Annotated in this window: 16 protein-coding genes; 5 read left to right on the top strand and 11 right to left on the bottom strand. The window is 71.7% G+C overall.

Annotated elements, in window-relative coordinates:
- Window positions 1-40: 40 nt before the first annotated feature.
- From BIU90_RS03570 to BIU90_RS03540, 7 genes are all read right to left on the bottom strand, one after another.
- Window positions 41-1,270, bottom strand: coding sequence for an ABC transporter permease (locus tag BIU90_RS03570; RefSeq protein ID WP_071298848.1), 1,230 nt, complete (start codon window positions 1,268-1,270; stop codon window positions 41-43).
- Window positions 1,267-1,965, bottom strand: a complete 699-nt coding sequence (locus BIU90_RS03565; RefSeq protein ID WP_071298847.1) for an ABC transporter ATP-binding protein — start codon at window positions 1,963-1,965, stop codon at window positions 1,267-1,269. Before BIU90_RS03565 ends, BIU90_RS03570 begins: the two co-directional genes overlap by 4 nt.
- On the bottom strand, window positions 1,962-2,975 hold the full coding sequence (locus BIU90_RS03560) for an efflux RND transporter periplasmic adaptor subunit (protein WP_071298846.1): 1,014 nt from the start codon (window positions 2,973-2,975) through the stop codon (window positions 1,962-1,964). The genes BIU90_RS03565 and BIU90_RS03560 overlap by 4 nt, the downstream gene beginning before the upstream one ends.
- Before the next feature lie 242 nt (window positions 2,976-3,217).
- Window positions 3,218-4,894 carry a ribonuclease J gene (locus tag BIU90_RS03555; protein ID WP_071298845.1) on the bottom strand — a complete coding sequence of 559 codons (1,677 nt, stop codon included), beginning with the start codon at window positions 4,892-4,894 and terminating at the stop codon, window positions 3,218-3,220.
- Window positions 4,895-4,941: 47 nt separating this feature from the next.
- Entirely contained in the window at window positions 4,942-5,919 is a 978-nt protein-coding gene (gene dapA / locus BIU90_RS03550) for a 4-hydroxy-tetrahydrodipicolinate synthase (protein ID WP_071298911.1), read from the bottom strand.
- Between the two features lie 118 nt (window positions 5,920-6,037).
- Window positions 6,038-6,556, bottom strand: a complete 519-nt coding sequence (locus BIU90_RS03545; protein ID WP_071298844.1) for a dihydrofolate reductase — start codon at window positions 6,554-6,556, stop codon at window positions 6,038-6,040.
- On the bottom strand, window positions 6,556-7,392 hold the full coding sequence (locus tag BIU90_RS03540; RefSeq protein WP_071298843.1) for a thymidylate synthase: 837 nt from the start codon (window positions 7,390-7,392) through the stop codon (window positions 6,556-6,558). The genes BIU90_RS03545 and BIU90_RS03540 overlap by 1 nt, the downstream gene beginning before the upstream one ends.
- On the opposite strand from BIU90_RS03540, the gene BIU90_RS03535 reads away from it, so the two are divergent.
- Window positions 7,391-8,302 carry a TIGR01777 family oxidoreductase gene (locus tag BIU90_RS03535; protein WP_071298842.1) on the top strand — a complete coding sequence of 304 codons (912 nt, stop codon included), beginning with the start codon at window positions 7,391-7,393 and terminating at the stop codon, window positions 8,300-8,302. The genes BIU90_RS03540 and BIU90_RS03535 overlap by 2 nt on opposite strands.
- A gap of 14 nt (window positions 8,303-8,316) precedes the next feature.
- Here the strand turns inward: BIU90_RS03535 and BIU90_RS03530 are convergent, their stop codons facing one another.
- Both BIU90_RS03530 and dapB read right to left on the bottom strand, forming a co-directional pair.
- Window positions 8,317-8,724 (bottom strand): tetratricopeptide repeat protein, encoded by a 408-nt coding sequence (locus BIU90_RS03530; RefSeq protein WP_071298910.1) that lies wholly within the window; start codon window positions 8,722-8,724, stop codon window positions 8,317-8,319.
- Between the two features lie 37 nt (window positions 8,725-8,761).
- Window positions 8,762-9,508 (bottom strand): 4-hydroxy-tetrahydrodipicolinate reductase, encoded by a 747-nt coding sequence (dapB, locus tag BIU90_RS03525; protein WP_083403671.1) that lies wholly within the window; start codon window positions 9,506-9,508, stop codon window positions 8,762-8,764.
- Between the two features lie 23 nt (window positions 9,509-9,531).
- On the opposite strand from dapB, the gene BIU90_RS03520 reads away from it, so the two are divergent.
- Entirely contained in the window at window positions 9,532-10,041 is a 510-nt protein-coding gene (locus tag BIU90_RS03520; RefSeq protein ID WP_071298840.1) for a GNAT family N-acetyltransferase, read from the top strand.
- A gap of 58 nt (window positions 10,042-10,099) precedes the next feature.
- Here the strand turns inward: BIU90_RS03520 and BIU90_RS03515 are convergent, their stop codons facing one another.
- Together BIU90_RS03515 and BIU90_RS03510 are read right to left on the bottom strand one after the other, a co-directional pair.
- Complete coding sequence (locus BIU90_RS03515; protein WP_071298909.1) at window positions 10,100-10,702, bottom strand: histidine phosphatase family protein; 603 nt, start codon at window positions 10,700-10,702, stop codon at window positions 10,100-10,102.
- Between the two features lie 5 nt (window positions 10,703-10,707).
- A complete protein-coding gene (locus BIU90_RS03510; RefSeq protein WP_071298839.1) occupies window positions 10,708-12,045 on the bottom strand; it encodes a pitrilysin family protein in 1,338 nt (445 codons plus the stop codon).
- Between the two features lie 259 nt (window positions 12,046-12,304).
- On the opposite strand from BIU90_RS03510, the gene BIU90_RS03505 reads away from it, so the two are divergent.
- The 3 genes from BIU90_RS03505 to BIU90_RS03495 all read left to right on the top strand — a co-directional run bounded on the left by BIU90_RS03505 (window position 12,305) and on the right by BIU90_RS03495 (window position 14,752).
- Complete coding sequence (locus BIU90_RS03505; RefSeq protein ID WP_083403661.1) at window positions 12,305-12,955, top strand: TetR/AcrR family transcriptional regulator; 651 nt, start codon at window positions 12,305-12,307, stop codon at window positions 12,953-12,955.
- 188 nt (window positions 12,956-13,143) lie between these two features.
- Window positions 13,144-14,109, top strand: a complete 966-nt coding sequence (locus BIU90_RS03500; RefSeq protein WP_071298838.1) for a ferritin-like domain-containing protein — start codon at window positions 13,144-13,146, stop codon at window positions 14,107-14,109.
- A 115-nt stretch (window positions 14,110-14,224) separates the two neighbouring features.
- Window positions 14,225-14,752 carry a YbhB/YbcL family Raf kinase inhibitor-like protein gene (locus tag BIU90_RS03495; RefSeq protein WP_071298837.1) on the top strand — a complete coding sequence of 176 codons (528 nt, stop codon included), beginning with the start codon at window positions 14,225-14,227 and terminating at the stop codon, window positions 14,750-14,752.
- Window positions 14,753-14,824: the final 72 nt, after the last annotated feature.

Below are 14,824 nucleotides of genomic sequence, written 5' to 3'. Positions count from 1 at the left end.
GGCAGCCCCGCCGCGGACGACGGAGCAGCCGGGCAGCCTGTCAGTACCGGATGGCGTCGATGACCTTGACGCGGACGGCCACGAGCGCGGGCAACAGCCCTGCCAGGGCGCCCACGGCGACGGCGGACCCGATGCCGATGAGCGCTGCCTCGAGCGGGAAGGGTGCTCCCCCGATGTCCGCCCCGCTCGTGATCGCCGAACGGACCGTCTCGTTGCTGAGCACCGCGGCGCCCAGCATCACGCCGATCCCGCCCGCGACCGCGGTCCCGAGGACGTTCTCCAGCAGCACCGCGACGAAGATGCGGCCCGCGGTCGCACCGACCCCGCGGCGGATGCCGATCTCGCGGATGCGCTGCCGGACGCTCACCAGCGAGACGGTGAGCAGCCCGAGGCCGCCGAGGACGAGCACCAGGACCGACACCGCGGCGATCACGTACCGCAGCGGCCCGAGCGGGTCACCGTCGACCGTGCCCGCCGCGTCCATCCGGTCCGCCGACACCTCCACCCCGCCGCCGACCGAACGCTCGGCGTCGCTGGCGATGCGGTTCGCGAGCCGCTTCGCCCCGTGGTCCGGGACCCACACCTCGAAGGACCGGCTCATCCCCGAGTCCGGGTCGGCCACGAGCCCGGTCGAGGCGACGGAGCGGGCCATCTCGTACATCGCCGGCTCGGTGTCGTAGTCGCTCGTGACGTACTCCCCGATCACCACTGCGACGGCACCGGGGACGCCCGGCAGCCGGACGGTGGGGTGTGTGACGAGGTCCGGGTCCCCCAGGCGCTCGAGGAACGCCCGGTTCACCACGATCGCGGGAGCCAGTCGCGACCGGTCGTCCTCGGTGAACCAGGACCCGCTCGCCATCCGGACGCGGTGCATCTCGGCGTAGTCCGGGTCGACCGTGTTCGTGTACACGTCGCTGACCCCGTCCGGGAACTGCACCTTCCGCGGGCCCTGCATCGTCTCCGTCGACCACTGCACGTCGTACCGTTGGGCCGCGGCGCGGTACTCGGCGAACAGCGCGTCCTCGTCCGCGACCGCGCCACCCGTCGTGCTCGACGCCGACAGCGCGAACGTGGCCGGTCGACCGCTGTACTGCTCGTTCAACGCCGCGGTGGCCTTCTCGGCGAGCGCACCGAACCCGACGACGACCGCCAGGGACGCCACCGCGATGGTGACGCCGACCAGGCTGAGGACGACCCGACCCCGGTGCACCCGGAGTTCCTGCCAGGACTCGACGAACGTGCCGACGACCGTCGTGACGACGCGGTTCACGCGGCCACCTCCGCCGCGACGTCGTCGATCAGGCCGTGGTCGATCCGGTGGACCACCTCGGCGCGCTCGGCCACGGCGGCGTCGTGCGTGATGGTGATCAGCGCGGCGGCGGTCTCGGCGGCGACGGTCTCGAGCAGCTGCATCACGTCGCGGCCCGTGTCGACGTCGAGTGCCCCGGTCGGTTCGTCGGCCAGGATCAGCCGCGGCGACCGGACGAGCGCGCGGGCGATCGCCACGCGCTGCTGCTCACCGCCGGACAGCCGGTGCGGTTGCATGTGCGCACGGTCGGCCAGGCCGACACGGTCGAGCATCTCGACCGCGAGGCGTCGTCGGCGCCAGAACTCCCGGCCGGACGCGTACAGCAGGGGCACCTCGACGTTCTCGACCGCGGTGCGACCCTGCAGCAGGTTGAACTGCTGGAAGACGAAGCCGACGGCCGCGCCACGGATCCGGTCGCGCCGGATCGACCCCGCACGACCGACGTCGATCCCGTCGAACTCGTGGTCTCCCGTCGTCGGCGCGTCGAGCAGCCCGAGGACGTTGAGCAGGGTCGACTTGCCCGAGCCCGAGCGGCCGACGATGGCCGTCCGGCTGCCGGCCTCGACGTCCAGGTCGACGCCGCGCAGGATCTCCAGCGTCGAGCCGTCGGGCAGCGTGACGGACTTCCGCAGCCCGCGCACCGTGACCAGGCTCATCCGAACGCCACCCCGCCGCCGTCGACGGACCGGTCGTCCGGCTGCTCCTTGCCCGGGACGAACTGCAGCACCTGGTCGCCCTCGGCCAGGCCGGACTTCACCTCGACCTGCTCGCCGTCGGTGATGCCGAGTTCCACCTGACGCTGCTCGTGGTCCCCGGAGTCGGCCACCACGGTGACGATGCCCTGCTGCGCCGAGCCCTGCACCGCGGTCGTCGGCAGGGTCAGGACGCCCTCGGCCTTGCCGGCCGGGACCGACATCGTGACCTCGAGCCCGGGGAACACACGCACGCCGCCGGGCACGTCGCACTCGAGCTGGGTGCCACCGGTCGAGGCCCCGGCACCACTGCCGTCCTGGGCCGCGGCGTCGTCGCCACCGTCGGCACTCTCGCCGCCGGCCGGGGCGCTCGTGAGCGAGAGGTTCGTGCACGTGAAGGGCGCCGGGCCGTCCTTGACGGTGACGGTGGCCTCGGACGGACGGTCGACGAGCCGGTAGAGCTGTGCTGCCTGCAGCGTGGCGCTGGCGCGGTACGCCTCCGGGGCCACGCGGGCCACGACGGTGCCGATGTCGACCGGCTGCTTCTGGACCAGGTCGAGGCCGGACACCGTGCCGGCGGCGGGTGCCACGACGGTCGCGAAGGTCACCTTGGGCGGCAGGGCGCTGCCGTCCTCGGTCGCGCCGTCGACCGGCGTCTCGACCCGGACGTCCAGGACCGGGGCACCCTGCTCGACGTGGGCGCCGTTCGCGACGAAGATCCGGTTCACCGTGCCCGCGACGGTCGCGCGCACGGCGGTCGACGCGACGGACCGGATCGTGCCGGTCGCCTGGACGTCGTTGCTGATGTCGCCCTTCGTGACCGTGACGACCGGGTCCTCGATCTGACCGGTCGGCACGGCGTCGGCCTCGGGCGGCTCGGCCGCGAAGAACGCGAGCCGCACCAGGGCCACCGCGATGGCAGCGAAGACGAGGAACTTGAGGCCGGGCCACACCCAGCGGCGGAGGACGTTCACACCGGAACGCTAGTGGCCGACATACCGACGGAAGATCATTCCTGAGGACGAGATCAGGTGGCCGTTCGGCCGAGACCGGACGGCACCGCCGGACGAGACGGCGGCCCCGCAACGGCCAGGAGGCCCGGTGCGGGTCCGTGACGGACCTGCACCGAGCCTCTCCCCACCGGCACGGCCGCCACGCCGCTGGCGCGTCGCGGCGGAACCGGCGGCGTGGGCCCAGGCCGGCTGCGCGCTGCGCGCTACGCCTCGATGACCACCGGGACGATCATCGGACGACGGCGGTGCTTGCTGTTGACCCAGCGGCCCACGGTCCGGCGCACCACCTGGCTGAAGGCGTGCGCATCGCGCGTGCCGTTGCCGGCCGCGTCGGCCAGGGCCTTCGCGATCTGCGGGCGGACGTCGTCGAAGACCGAGTCGTCCTCGGCGAACCCGCGGGACTGGATCTCCGGGCCGATGACGCACTGGCCGGTCGCGAAGTCGACGGCGCAGAAGACGGAGATGAAGCCCTCTTCGGCCAGGACGCGGCGGTCCTTCAGGTCGGCGTCGGTGATCTCGCCGACGGTCGACCCGTCGACGTAGACGTACCCGATGTCGAGCTGTCCGGCGACGTTCACCACGCCGTCCTTGAGGTCGACGACGATGCCGTCCTGTCCCAGGATGACGTTCCGCGGTGGCACGCCGGTCTGGATCGCCAGGTCGGCGTTGGCGTACAGGTGGCGGTGCTCGCCGTGCACGGGCAGCACGTTGCGCGGCCGCAGGATGTTGTAGCAGTACAGGAGCTCGCCGGCAGAGGCGTGGCCGGAGACGTGCACCTTGGCGTTGCCCTTGTGCACGACCTTGGCGCCGAGCTTGGTCAGGCCGTCGATGACCCGGTAGACCGCGTTCTCGTTGCCCGGGATGAGCGACGACGCCAGGATGACGGTGTCGCCCTCGCCGATCTCGATCTGGTGCTCGAGGTTGGCCATGCGCGCCAGGACGGCCATCGGCTCGCCCTGCGACCCGGTCGACATGTAGACGATCTGGTCGTCCGGCACGTTCTTGGCCTTCTTCGTGTCGATCAGCACGTTCTCCGGCACCCGCAGGTACCCGAGCTCGGCGGCGATCGTCATGTTGCGGATCATCGAGCGGCCCATGAACGCGACCTTGCGGTTCGCGGCGGCGGCGGCGTCGAGGACCTGCTGCACGCGGTGCACGTGCGAGGAGAAGCTCGCCACGACGACCTTCTTGCGGGCGCGCGTGATGATGTTCTCGAGCACCGGGCCGATGTCCCGCTCGGGCGCGGTGAAGCCGGGGACGTCGGCGTTGGTCGAGTCCGGCAGGAACAGGTCGACGCCCTGCTCACCGAGGCGCGCGAAGGCGCGGAGGTCGGTGATGCGGTCGTCGAGCGGCAGCTGGTCCATCTTGAAGTCACCGGTGTGCAGCACACGTCCGGCGGGGGTCGTGATGGCGACGGCCAGCGCGTCCGGGATGGAGTGATTCACGGCCACGAACTCGAGGTGGAACGGGCCGAGCTGCTCGGTCTGGTCCTCGGCCACGACGAGCGTGTACGGCTTGATCCGGTGTTCCTTGAGCTTCGCCTCGACGAGCGCCAGGGTCAGCGTGGAGCCGATCAGCGGGATGTCCTGGCGCAGCTTGAGCAGGTACGGCACGGCGCCGATGTGGTCCTCGTGGCCGTGGGTGAGCACGACACCGAGCACGTCGTCGAGACGGTGCCGGATCGGCGCGAAGTCGGGCAGGATCAGGTCCACGCCCGGCTGGTGCTCCTCGGGGAACAGCACGCCGGCGTCGACGATGAGGAGCTTGCCCTCGTACTCGTAGACGGTCATGTTGCGACCGATCTCGCCGAGGCCACCGATCGGGATGACGCGGAGGGTGCCCGGCTCGAGGGGCTGGGGTTCGGAGACTTGCGTGGGCATTCGGTCCTGACTGCTCTGGCGGCGCGCGTCCTGCGCGGCGCGGTCGATCAACGGGTGGTGCCTGGCACCTTCGGAAGCGCTCCGCCGGCGGCCGCGTTGCGGTCCGGGCGGAAGTTGGAGAAGTCGGCGCCGGGGATGCCGTGCACCGCTTCGAGGGAGGTCTCGATGGCGTACGCCTCGGAGTCCTCGGGGCCGACGAGCGGCAGACGCACGCGAGGGCTGCCGATGCGGCCGAGTCCGTGCAGGATGTACTTCGCCGCGACGGTGCCGGGCACGTGGGTCATCACGGCGCGGACGAGCGGCTCGATGCGCTGGTGCTCGCGCGTGGCCGTCGCCAGGTCGCCGGCGTTCACGGCGTCGACGATCGTGCGGTACGGCGTGCTCGTGATGTTCGCGGTCACGCCGATCAGGCCCGTGGCACCGATCGACAGGTGCGGGAGCACGTTCGTGTCGTCGCCGGAGAAGTACATCAGGTCGGTGTTGTTGAGCACCCGCGAGACCTCGGCGAAGTCGCCCTTGGCGTCCTTCACGGCGAGCACGTTCGGGTGCTTCGACGCCCGGACGATCGTCTCGTAGGTGATCGGGATGCCCGTGCGGCCCGGGATGTCGTACAGGATGACGGGCAGGTCGGTGGCGTCGGCGATCATCCGGAAGTGCGTGAGCACACCGGCCTGCGTCGGCTTGTTGTAGTACGGCGTGACGATCATGACGCCGTCCGCGCCGGCCTTCTCGCTCTGCTTGTACAGGTGGATCGCATGCGCGGTCTCGTTCGAGCCACCGCCCGTGATGATCTTCGCGCGACCGGCGGCGACGGACTTGCCGACCTCGACCAGGCGGAGCTTCTCGGGGTCGGTGAGGGTGGAGGTCTCGCCGGTGGTGCCCGTCACGACGATGCCGTCGGCGCCCGCGGTGATGCAGTCGTCGATGTGCTGCTCGACACCGGGCCAGTCGACCTCGCCGTCGGCGGTGAACGGCGTCACGAGGGCGACGAGGACCTGACCGAAGGGATTCTCACGCTGGGACACGGGCACCAGCGTACCGGGGATGCGCCGAGGTGCCGCCGTCCGCGTGGACGGTGGGGGTTCCGGCGCCGCGGCGCACGGTCACGTGCCGCGGCGCACGGTCATGTGCCGCGGCGCACGGTCACGTGCCGCGGCGCCACTCCACGAACCGGTAGCGGACACCGTCGACGCGGGACTCCTGCCACGGGCCCTCGTCGACGAGTGTCCACGCGTCGTCGTCGAGCGTCGGCGCGACCGTGTCGCCCGGCACGTCCGTGTCGATGACCGTCTCGGAGACCCGGTCGGCGAACGGCAGTGCCGACGCGTAGACCTGCCCGCCGCCGATGACCCACACGGGCTCGTCGGTGTCGAGTGCCGCGGCGAGGTCGTGCAGGACGACCGCCCCGTCGGCCGACCAGGACGGGTCGCGGGTGAGCACCACGTTGCGCCGACCCGGCAGCGGGCGGAACCGCTCGGGCAGCGAGTCCCAGGTGCGCCGGCCCATCACGACGGTGGCACCGCCGGTGACCTGCTTGAAGTGCGCCAGGTCCTCGGGGACGTGCCAGGGCATCCCGCCGTCGGCGCCGATGACCCCGCCGATCGAGCGCGCCCAGACGAGTCCGACGCCCCCGACGGGTTCGACCCAGGCGTCATCCGACATCAGACCGCGACCGCGCCCGAGATCGCCGGGTGGTGCTCGTAGCCGACGACGGTGAAGTCCTCGTACTGGTAGTCGTCGATCGAGTCGCGGGGGGCGAGCTCGAGCGTCGGCAGCGGGTACGCCGTGCGGGACAGCTGCTCCTGGACCTGCTCGACGTGGTTGTCGTACACGTGGCAGTCGCCGCCGGTCCAGACGAAGTCGCCGACCTGCAGCCCGGTCTGCGCGGCGATCATGTGCGTCAGGAGCGCGTACGAGGCGATGTTGAACGGCACCCCGAGGAACATGTCCGCGCTCCGCTGGTACAGCTGGCACGAGAGCTTGCCGTCGTTGACGTGGAACTGGAAGAACGCGTGGCACGGTGCGAGCGCCATGTCCGGGATGTCCGCGACGTTCCACGCCGAGACGATGAGTCGTCGGGAGTCCGGGTTCGTGCGGATCTGCTCGATCACCTGGGCGATCTGGTCGACGTGCTCGCCGGACGGGGTCGGCCACGAGCGCCACTGCACGCCGTAGACCGGGCCGAGGTCGCCGTTCTCGTCCGCCCACTCGTTCCAGATCCGGACGCCGTGCTCCTGCAGCCAGGTGGCGTTGCCGTCGCCGCGCAGGAACCACAGCAGCTCGTACGCGATCGACTTGAAGTGCACGCGCTTGGTCGTGACGAGCGGGAACCCCTGCGACAGGTCGTACCGGAGCTGCGCCCCGAACAGGCTGCGGGTGCCGGTCCCGGTGCGGTCCCCCTTCGGCGATCCCTCCTCGAGCACGCGGCGCAGCAGGTCTTCGTAGGGAGTGGCAGTCACACCGGAAAGCCTACGTCGGATGAGTAGCGTGGCGTGCATGACGGAACAGCCGCTCTCGATCCTGGTCGCCGGAGCCTCCGGCTTCATCGGGACCCCCCTGGTGCGTGCCCTGCGCGACGCCGGACACCACGTGTCGACCCTGGTGCGACGCGAGCCGCACTCCCCCACCGAGTTCCGGTGGGCCCCCGGCCAACGCCCCCTCGACCCGGCCGTGCTCGACGGTGCGGACGTCGTCGTCAACCTGGCCGGGGCGAGCATCGGGAAGCTGCCCTGGACCGAGACCTACAAGCAGGAGATCCGGTCCTCGCGGGTCGACGCGACCGGCACCCTGGTCGAGGCGATGCGCCACGCGGCCACCCCGCCGCGGCTGTTCCTGTCCGGGTCGGCATCCGGCATCTACGGCGACCGCCCCTCGGACGTGCTGCAGGACGACGCCGCACCTGGCTCAGGGTTCCTCGCCGACGTGTGCCGGGCGTGGGAGGCCGCCGCCGAGGCTGCGCCCGAGGGCGTCCGCGTGGTGACACTGCGCACCGGCATCGTGATCGGCGAGGGCGGCGGGGCCCTGGCACCGCTCGTCCCGCTCACCCGCTTCGGGCTGGGGAGCCGACTCGGCACCGGCGGGGCGTTCTGGCCGTGGATCGCGCTCGAGGACGAGGTCGGTGCGATCGTGCACCTGGCGACCGCGCCGTCGGCGTCCGAGGTCCGTGGCCCGGTGAACCTGGCCGGACCCGAACCGATCGTGGCCGACCGCATCACCCGCCGCGTCGCCGAGGACCTGCACCGGCCCTACCTGTTCCGGCTGCCGGCCTTCGCGCTCCGTACGGTGCTGCGCGACGCCGCGGACGAGATGCTGCTCTCCAGCCAGCAGATGGTGCCGACGAAGCTGCTCGAGTCCGGCTACACCTTCCGGTACACCCGGGCCGAGGACGCGGTCGACGCCGTCTTCTGAGCAGCGCTGCCGCGCTACCGAGCGTGCGTGAGGGCCGTCCGCATCGCGGCCCGCGCACGCTTCCGGTCGCCGGCGGCGTCGTAGACCACCCCGAGGCGGTACCAGGCGCGCCAGTCCTCCGGGGCGGCCTCGACCGCTGCCCGGTAGCGCGGGAAGAGCTCGTCGGCCGCGGCGCGCGTGGGACGGCCCGAGGGACGGACGTCCACGACGTCGTCCGGCGTTCCACCCTCGCGCTCGAGCCGGGCCCCGAGCCGCGTGATCCGGAGCCCGAAGCGGAACTCGAGCACGAGCAGCAGGGCCCCGATCGCGGCGATGACGAACAGGGCGACGCCGATCGCGATCCCGATGGCGAGGCCGGTCGCGATGAACGCCACGGCCCGCGCGCCGATGAGCACGATGTAGACGAGCAGCAGCACCGCCATCAGGGCAGCACCCCAGAACGGCGAGCGGACGCCCACGTCAGCCGATCCCGAGCACGGTGCCGAGCCCGACCGACAGGCCCCGCAGGTCACCGATCGCGCCGAGCGCGGCGCGGATCCCCGGGGCGTAGGCAGCGTCGTCGGTGGTGTCGTGCCGGATCGTCAGCGTCTCGCCCGGGCCGCTCAGCACGACGTCCTGCACGGCCTTGACGCCGGGCAGCCGCAACGAGTGGATCGGCACGCTGGCGACCTGCTGCCCGCGGGCGCGCTGGTCGACGTGCGGCGCGTCCACCGGGCCGACGTCACGGCGGGCCTCGGAGACGAGTTCGGCGGTGCGCACGGCGGTACCCGAGGGCGAGTCGATCTTGCCCGCGTGGTGGGTCTCGATGATCTCGATCGACGGGAACCACGGCGCGGCGATGGTCGCCAGGTGGGTCCCGATGACCGACCCGATCGAGAAGTTCGGCACGACGAGCGCGCCCTGCTCTGGTCGGTCGGCCAGCGACGTCCGGAGCGACGCCAGCCGCGCCGCGGACCAGCCGGACGTACCGACGAGCACGTTCGCGCCGCTGGCCAGGGCGTTCGCCACGATGTCCGGACTGAGCGCCGGGACGGTCACGTCGACGACGACCGCCGCGCCCTGGAACACCGACGGGTCCGGTCGGTGCGCGCCGTCCTTCGAGGACAGGCGCGCGACGAGTTCGAACCCGGGCGTGTCCTGGACGACGGAGGCCACGAGGCCCCCGAGACGACCGGTGGCGCCGACGACGGCGACGGGAGTGACCATGGCCTCCATCCTAGGATCGACGCATGGCCCCCGATCGCATCCCGGTCACCGTGCGCACCGTGCCGGCCGACCTGCCCGAGGTCGACGCGCTGCTCGACGCCTACCTCGACGAGCGCGAGGCGACCTTCCCGAGCGCGCAGGGCAGCTACGCCCGCAAGCGCACCCCTGCCGTCGAGTTCACCCCACCGCGGGGCGTGTTCGCCCTGGCGTACGACGAGGACGACGTGCCGGTCGGGTGCGGCGGGCTCCGTCGGATCGCCGACGACGGCGACGAGGTGCGCTTCGAGGTGAAGCACGTGTTCGTCACGCCCCAGGGCCGGGGACGCGGGGTCGCGACGGCACTCATGGACGAGCTCGAGCGCGCGGGCGCCCGGCTCGGCGCGACGGCGATCGTCCTCGACACGAACGACTCACTCGTCGCGGCGGGCGCCATGTACCGCAGCCGCGGCTACGCGCGGATCGCACCGTTCAACGACAACCCCAACGCGACCGCCTGGTACCGCAAGGCGGTGACGCCCGACGCGACCGAGTGACGGCCTGGAGGATCGTGGCGGCCCCGCCCCGCGCCTCCCGTCCGGAAGTCGGTCGCGACTAGAGCGGCTGCTCGACCGGCAGGCCGGTCCGCAACTCGACCGGCAGGTGCGCGGTGTCGTTGAGCGTGACGAGCTCGGCTGGCTTGGCGGACCGGATCCGGATCACCGTCAGCGCGGTGTGCGCCACGTTCGTGCCCATCCAGCGCCACTCCGGGGCCTGGAAGACCTCGCGCACGAACCAGCCGATCACGGCGTTGTGCGTGATGATCAGGTCGTGGCGGTCCTGGATCGACGGGGTGAACCACTCGGCCACCGCGTCGCCCATCTGCGCCTGCCCGGCGATGATCTCCTCTTCGGTGATCCCGCCGTAGAAGGCTTTGTAGGCCGAGGGCATGTCCGGCGTCGGCCCCGACGGGATGCAGTCGAACAGCAGCGTCGAGGGCTCCGGCTGGATCGACGGCAGCCGCTGCGCCAGGAACGACGCGGTCTCGGACGGGGCCTCGAGCGGCGAGTGCCAGACACCGTCGAACGGCACGCCGCCCAGCCGGTCGGCGATGAGCATCGACTGCCGCTTCCCGCGCTCCGAGAGCTTGCCGTCACGGAGGCCGTGCTCGGCGTCCTGGTGCTCGCCGTGGCGCACGAGGTAGAGGTAGTGGGACACGTCCTTCACCGACCAGCCGTGCCGATCGCGGCCTCGAGCGCGGCACGCTCGACGTCGCCGACGACGGCGGTGATGGTGGGGCGCGTCAGCAGGTCCCGCGCGAGGTCGAGCACGTCGGCCGTCGTCACCTGGTCGACCCGCTCGAGAGCGGTGTCGAGGTCGGTGAACTCGCCGGTGCCGAGCTCGGCCCGCCCCAGTCGGGTCATCCGGGCGTCGGCGTCCTCGAGCGAGAGCGTCACGGCACCCTCGATCTGCCCCTTCGCACGCCGGAGTTCGTCCTCGGTGATGCCGTCGTCGACCATCTTGCGGAACTCGTCGTCGATGATGTCGATCACCCCGGCGACGTTGTCGGGGGCGCACCCGGCGTAGACGCCGAACGCCCCGTTGTCCAGGTACGCCGGGGCGAACGAGGACACCGCGTAGGCCAGGCCCCGGCGCTCGCGGACCTCTTGGAACAGCCGGGAGCTCATCCCGCCGCCCAGGACGGCGTTGAGCACACTGAGCACCGGACGGCGGTCGTCGCGCAGGTCCAGGCCCTGCGATCCCCGCAGCATGCTGACCTGCTCGGTGGGCCGGTGCACGACCGTCAGGCGTTCCTCGGCCCGGTCGGCGACGGGTTCGGCCGTCCGGCGGGCGACGGGCCGGTCCTTGCCAGCGGTGCTGAAGACCTCTTCGACGAGCGCGCAGAAGACGTCGTGGTCGACGGCGCCGGCGGCGGTGATGACCAGGCCGTTCGGGGCGTAGTGCTCGGCGTAGTGCGCCATCACCTCGTCACGCTGCACGGCGCGGATGCTCTCGGGGGTGCCGCCGATCGGCCGTCCGAGCGCGTGACCGTCGAAGGCCGAGGCGAAGAACGCCTCGCCGGCCAGGTCCGCCGGGTCGTCGGCGGCCATCGCGAGCTCTTCGAGGATGACCCCGCGTTCGATGTCGAAGGCCGCCGGCTCGAGCACGGAGTTCGTCACCATGTCCCCGATCACCCGGACGGCCATCGGCACGTCGGCGTCGCGGACACGGGCGTAGTAGCACGTGTACTCCTTGGCGGTCGCGGCGTTGTGCTCGCCGCCGACCGAGTCGAACGCGACGGCGATGTCGAGTGCGCTCCGGGAGGTCGTGCCCTTGAACAGCAGGTGCTCGAGGAAGTGCGTGGAACCGAACTGGCCGGCGCGTTCGTCGCGGGAACCGACCCCGACCCAGTACCCGATGCTCGTCGAGTGGGATGCCGGAACCGCCTCGGTCAGCACGCGCACGCCCGAGGGGAGGACGGTTCGGCGGACGAAGGATCCCCCGGACGTCAGGAACGACGTGTCCGGGGCCTCGAGGGGCAACGGCACTGGGTGGTTCATCGCGGTCGAGCCTACTGATGTTCCGGAGCCCCTCATCCAGTTTGGTCCGCCTGCACGGCGGGTGTCCCGCTGTGCCTCGAAGTGGGGTACAGAAACAACGGACAGACCGACTCGTCTGTCTGTCCTCCTTGTGCTACAGTCGTCTCACCGGATCGGCAGCCCCCCTAGATACCGATCCGGTGGCTCGGGACATCAGTCCTCGGCGGCACGAGTCCCCCCACTCGTCCGCGGAGCCGATGAACCCGAGGAGAGCAACGCTGTGACGGTCGATTCCCCCCAACCGGCCGTCCAGCGTCTCCTCGGACCGAGCGGTCCGGCCTCCGTGCCGTCGGACGGGTCGAGCCTCCCCCCGGCTCCCCGCTCCGGCGGCGCGAAGGTCCGGATCCTCGAGACCGCCTCGCGCCTGTTCTACGACGAGGGCATCCACGGCGTCGGCGTCGACCGCCTCATCTCCGAGGCGAGCGTCACGAAGGCGACGTTCTACAAGCACTACGGGTCCAAGGACAACCTGATCCTGGCGTACGTGAACGCGCAGCACGAGCGCGTCCAGCAGCGCTTCGAGCAGGTCGTAGGCGGTGCCGCCGACCCGCAGGCAGCGGTCCGCGCCTGGGTCGCCTCGCTGGTCGCCGACGTCAACGACCCGGCGTTCCGCGGCTGCGCGTTCCTCAACGCCGCCGCCGAGTACCACGACAGCCGTGACCCGGTGCGCCAGGTCGTGGCGATGCACCGCGACTGGTACACGGAGCGGCTCGGCGACCTGCTGCAGGAGGCCGGTCACCCGATGGCGGGCGACGGCGCCGACGAGCTCATGCTGGCCCGCGACGGCGCGATGTCCGGCGCCTACGCCGGCGACGCGATCGCCGCGACCGCCGCACTGCAGCGCGTCGCGGACCGCGTCCTCGCCGGCTGACGCGACCCCGGTCCGACGGACGGACCCCGAACGGTCACCATCCGTTCCACGCGCTGCCCCTCGCGGCGACCCTCGTCCGGGGGTAGCTTCAGCGCACGGCCGACCAACCCGCCGACCGTGACCCGACCGGCCTGGTTCCCTGCTGTGTCGACCGGGCCCCGTGCAGCCAGCACGTCTCGAGGACATCGATGTTCGACAACGCCTTCATCCGTCATGCCGTCGACCGCAGCGCTGAGAACGCGCTCGACCGACGCCGCTTCTTCGCAGCCGCCGGTGTCGCCGGCGCCTCAGCCGGCATCGCCGCGCTGGGCTCGTCGGTGGTCACCGCCGACCGGGCCTCCGCCTCCCCCGCCGAGGACGGCGCCGTCTCGGACGCCGCCATCCTCAACTTCGCGCTCAACCTGGAGTACCTCGAGGCGGAGTTCTACCTCCGTGCGGTCTTCGGCACGGGCCTGACCGACAGCATGATCACCGGCATCGACCCGCAGGGGCCGGTCGTCGGCGGCAGCAAGGTGCCGTTCAAGACCGCAACGGTGCGTGGCATCGCCACCGAGATCGCGAACGACGAGCGGGCGCACGTCGCGTTCCTCCGGTCCGCACTCGGCGGCGCGGTCGTGTCCCGTCCGAAGATCGACTTCACGAACGCGTTCAACGCGGCCGCCCGCGCCGCCGGGCTCGTCGGCCCGACGGGCACGTTCGACCCGTTCGCGAGCGAGGAGAACTTCCTGCTCGGTGCCTACGTCTTCGAGGACGTCGGGGTCACCGCCTACAAGGGCGCTGCTCCGCTCATCTACAACAAGACGTACCTCAGCGCGGCGGCGGGCATCCTGGCCGTCGAGGCGTACCACGCGGGCATCATCCGCTCGAAGCTGTACGACAAGGGCCTGCAGGTGCCGGCGAACAAGATCTCCGACGCCCGCGACTCGCTGGACGGCCCGACCGACGACGACCAGGGCATCACGACCTCGACCGGCGCCGTGAACTTCGTCCCGACCGACGCGAACTCCCTCGCGTACGGCCGCACCGCCGAGCGCGTGCTCAACGTGGTGTTCCTGACGCCGAACCAGATCGACAAGGGCGGCTTCTTCCCCGAGGGCGTCAACGGCGCGATCGTCGCCAGCGGCAACCCCGGCAGCGCCACCGGTCCCGCCTGATCCGTCACCACACGATCCGTCACCCCCTGACGGACGGGAGGCGCGGTGCCATCCGGCACCGCGCCTCCTGTCCGTCTCCCGGTCGCCACCAGGGCACGGGTGGTTGCCTGGGTGCATGGCCAACGACCCGCTCTGGCGCCTCCCCGAGGTGCCCACCTTCACCCTGACCAGCCCGGACTTTGCCGACGGCGACGCGCTGCCCACCTCGGCGCGCGGTTCCGACGTCGGCGGCGAGGACCGCTCCCCCGCCCTGGAGTGGTCCGGCGCACCCGAGGGCACGCAGAGCTACGTGCTCACCGTGTACGACCCCGACGCCCCGACCGGCTCGGGCTTCTGGCACTGGAGCCTGACCGACGTCCCGGCGTCCACCACGTCGCTCCCCGCCGGTGCCGGCACGGACGACGCACTGCTGCCGGCCGAGGCACTCCGTCGCCGCAACGAGTACGGCACGGACACCTTCCTCGGTGCGGCTCCGCCCGCGGGCCACGGCGAACACCGGTACGTCTTCACGCTGAGCGCCCTCGACGTGCCCGTGCTCGAGGTCCCCGCCGACGCCACCCCCGCGGTCGTCGGGTTCATGCTCCGCGAGCACCTGCTCGGCCGTGCGCAGCTCACCGGCACGCAGGAGACGCCCGCGTCCTGACCGGTCCCGCACACGCGAGAACGGCCGCCGCCCCACGAGGGGCGACGGCCGTTCCGTAAGTCAGGCGAGGGG

This window comes from Curtobacterium sp. MCBA15_001 (assembly GCF_001864835.1).
Classification (GTDB): Bacteria; Actinomycetota; Actinomycetes; order Actinomycetales; family Microbacteriaceae; genus Curtobacterium.
Note: the sequence above shows the minus strand (reverse complement) of the source record. Positions and strands in the feature narration are given on the sequence as shown.

What these genes read in the sequence shown, in the direction of transcription:
- BIU90_RS03565 (WP_071298847.1), bottom strand. Translation starts at nt 1,965, where the DNA reads ATGAGCCTGGTCACGGTGCGCGGGCTGCGGAAGTCCGTCACGCTGCCC.
- BIU90_RS03555 (WP_071298845.1), bottom strand. Translation starts at nt 4,894, where the DNA reads ATGCCCACGCAAGTCTCCGAACCCCAGCCCCTCGAGCCGGGCACCCTC.
- BIU90_RS03545 (WP_071298844.1), bottom strand. Translation starts at nt 6,556, where the DNA reads ATGTCGGATGACGCCTGGGTCGAACCCGTCGGGGGCGTCGGACTCGTC.
- BIU90_RS03535 (WP_071298842.1), top strand. Translation starts at nt 7,391, where the DNA reads ATGACGGAACAGCCGCTCTCGATCCTGGTCGCCGGAGCCTCCGGCTTC.
- BIU90_RS03540 (WP_071298843.1), bottom strand. Translation starts at nt 7,392, where the DNA reads ATGCACGCCACGCTACTCATCCGACGTAGGCTTTCCGGTGTGACTGCC.
- BIU90_RS03530 (WP_071298910.1), bottom strand. Translation starts at nt 8,724, where the DNA reads ATGGCGGTGCTGCTGCTCGTCTACATCGTGCTCATCGGCGCGCGGGCC.
- dapB (WP_083403671.1), bottom strand. Translation starts at nt 9,508, where the DNA reads ATGGTCACTCCCGTCGCCGTCGTCGGCGCCACCGGTCGTCTCGGGGGC.
- BIU90_RS03520 (WP_071298840.1), top strand. Translation starts at nt 9,532, where the DNA reads ATGGCCCCCGATCGCATCCCGGTCACCGTGCGCACCGTGCCGGCCGAC.
- BIU90_RS03510 (WP_071298839.1), bottom strand. Translation starts at nt 12,045, where the DNA reads ATGAACCACCCAGTGCCGTTGCCCCTCGAGGCCCCGGACACGTCGTTC.
- BIU90_RS03500 (WP_071298838.1), top strand. Translation starts at nt 13,144, where the DNA reads ATGTTCGACAACGCCTTCATCCGTCATGCCGTCGACCGCAGCGCTGAG.
- BIU90_RS03495 (WP_071298837.1), top strand. Translation starts at nt 14,225, where the DNA reads ATGGCCAACGACCCGCTCTGGCGCCTCCCCGAGGTGCCCACCTTCACC.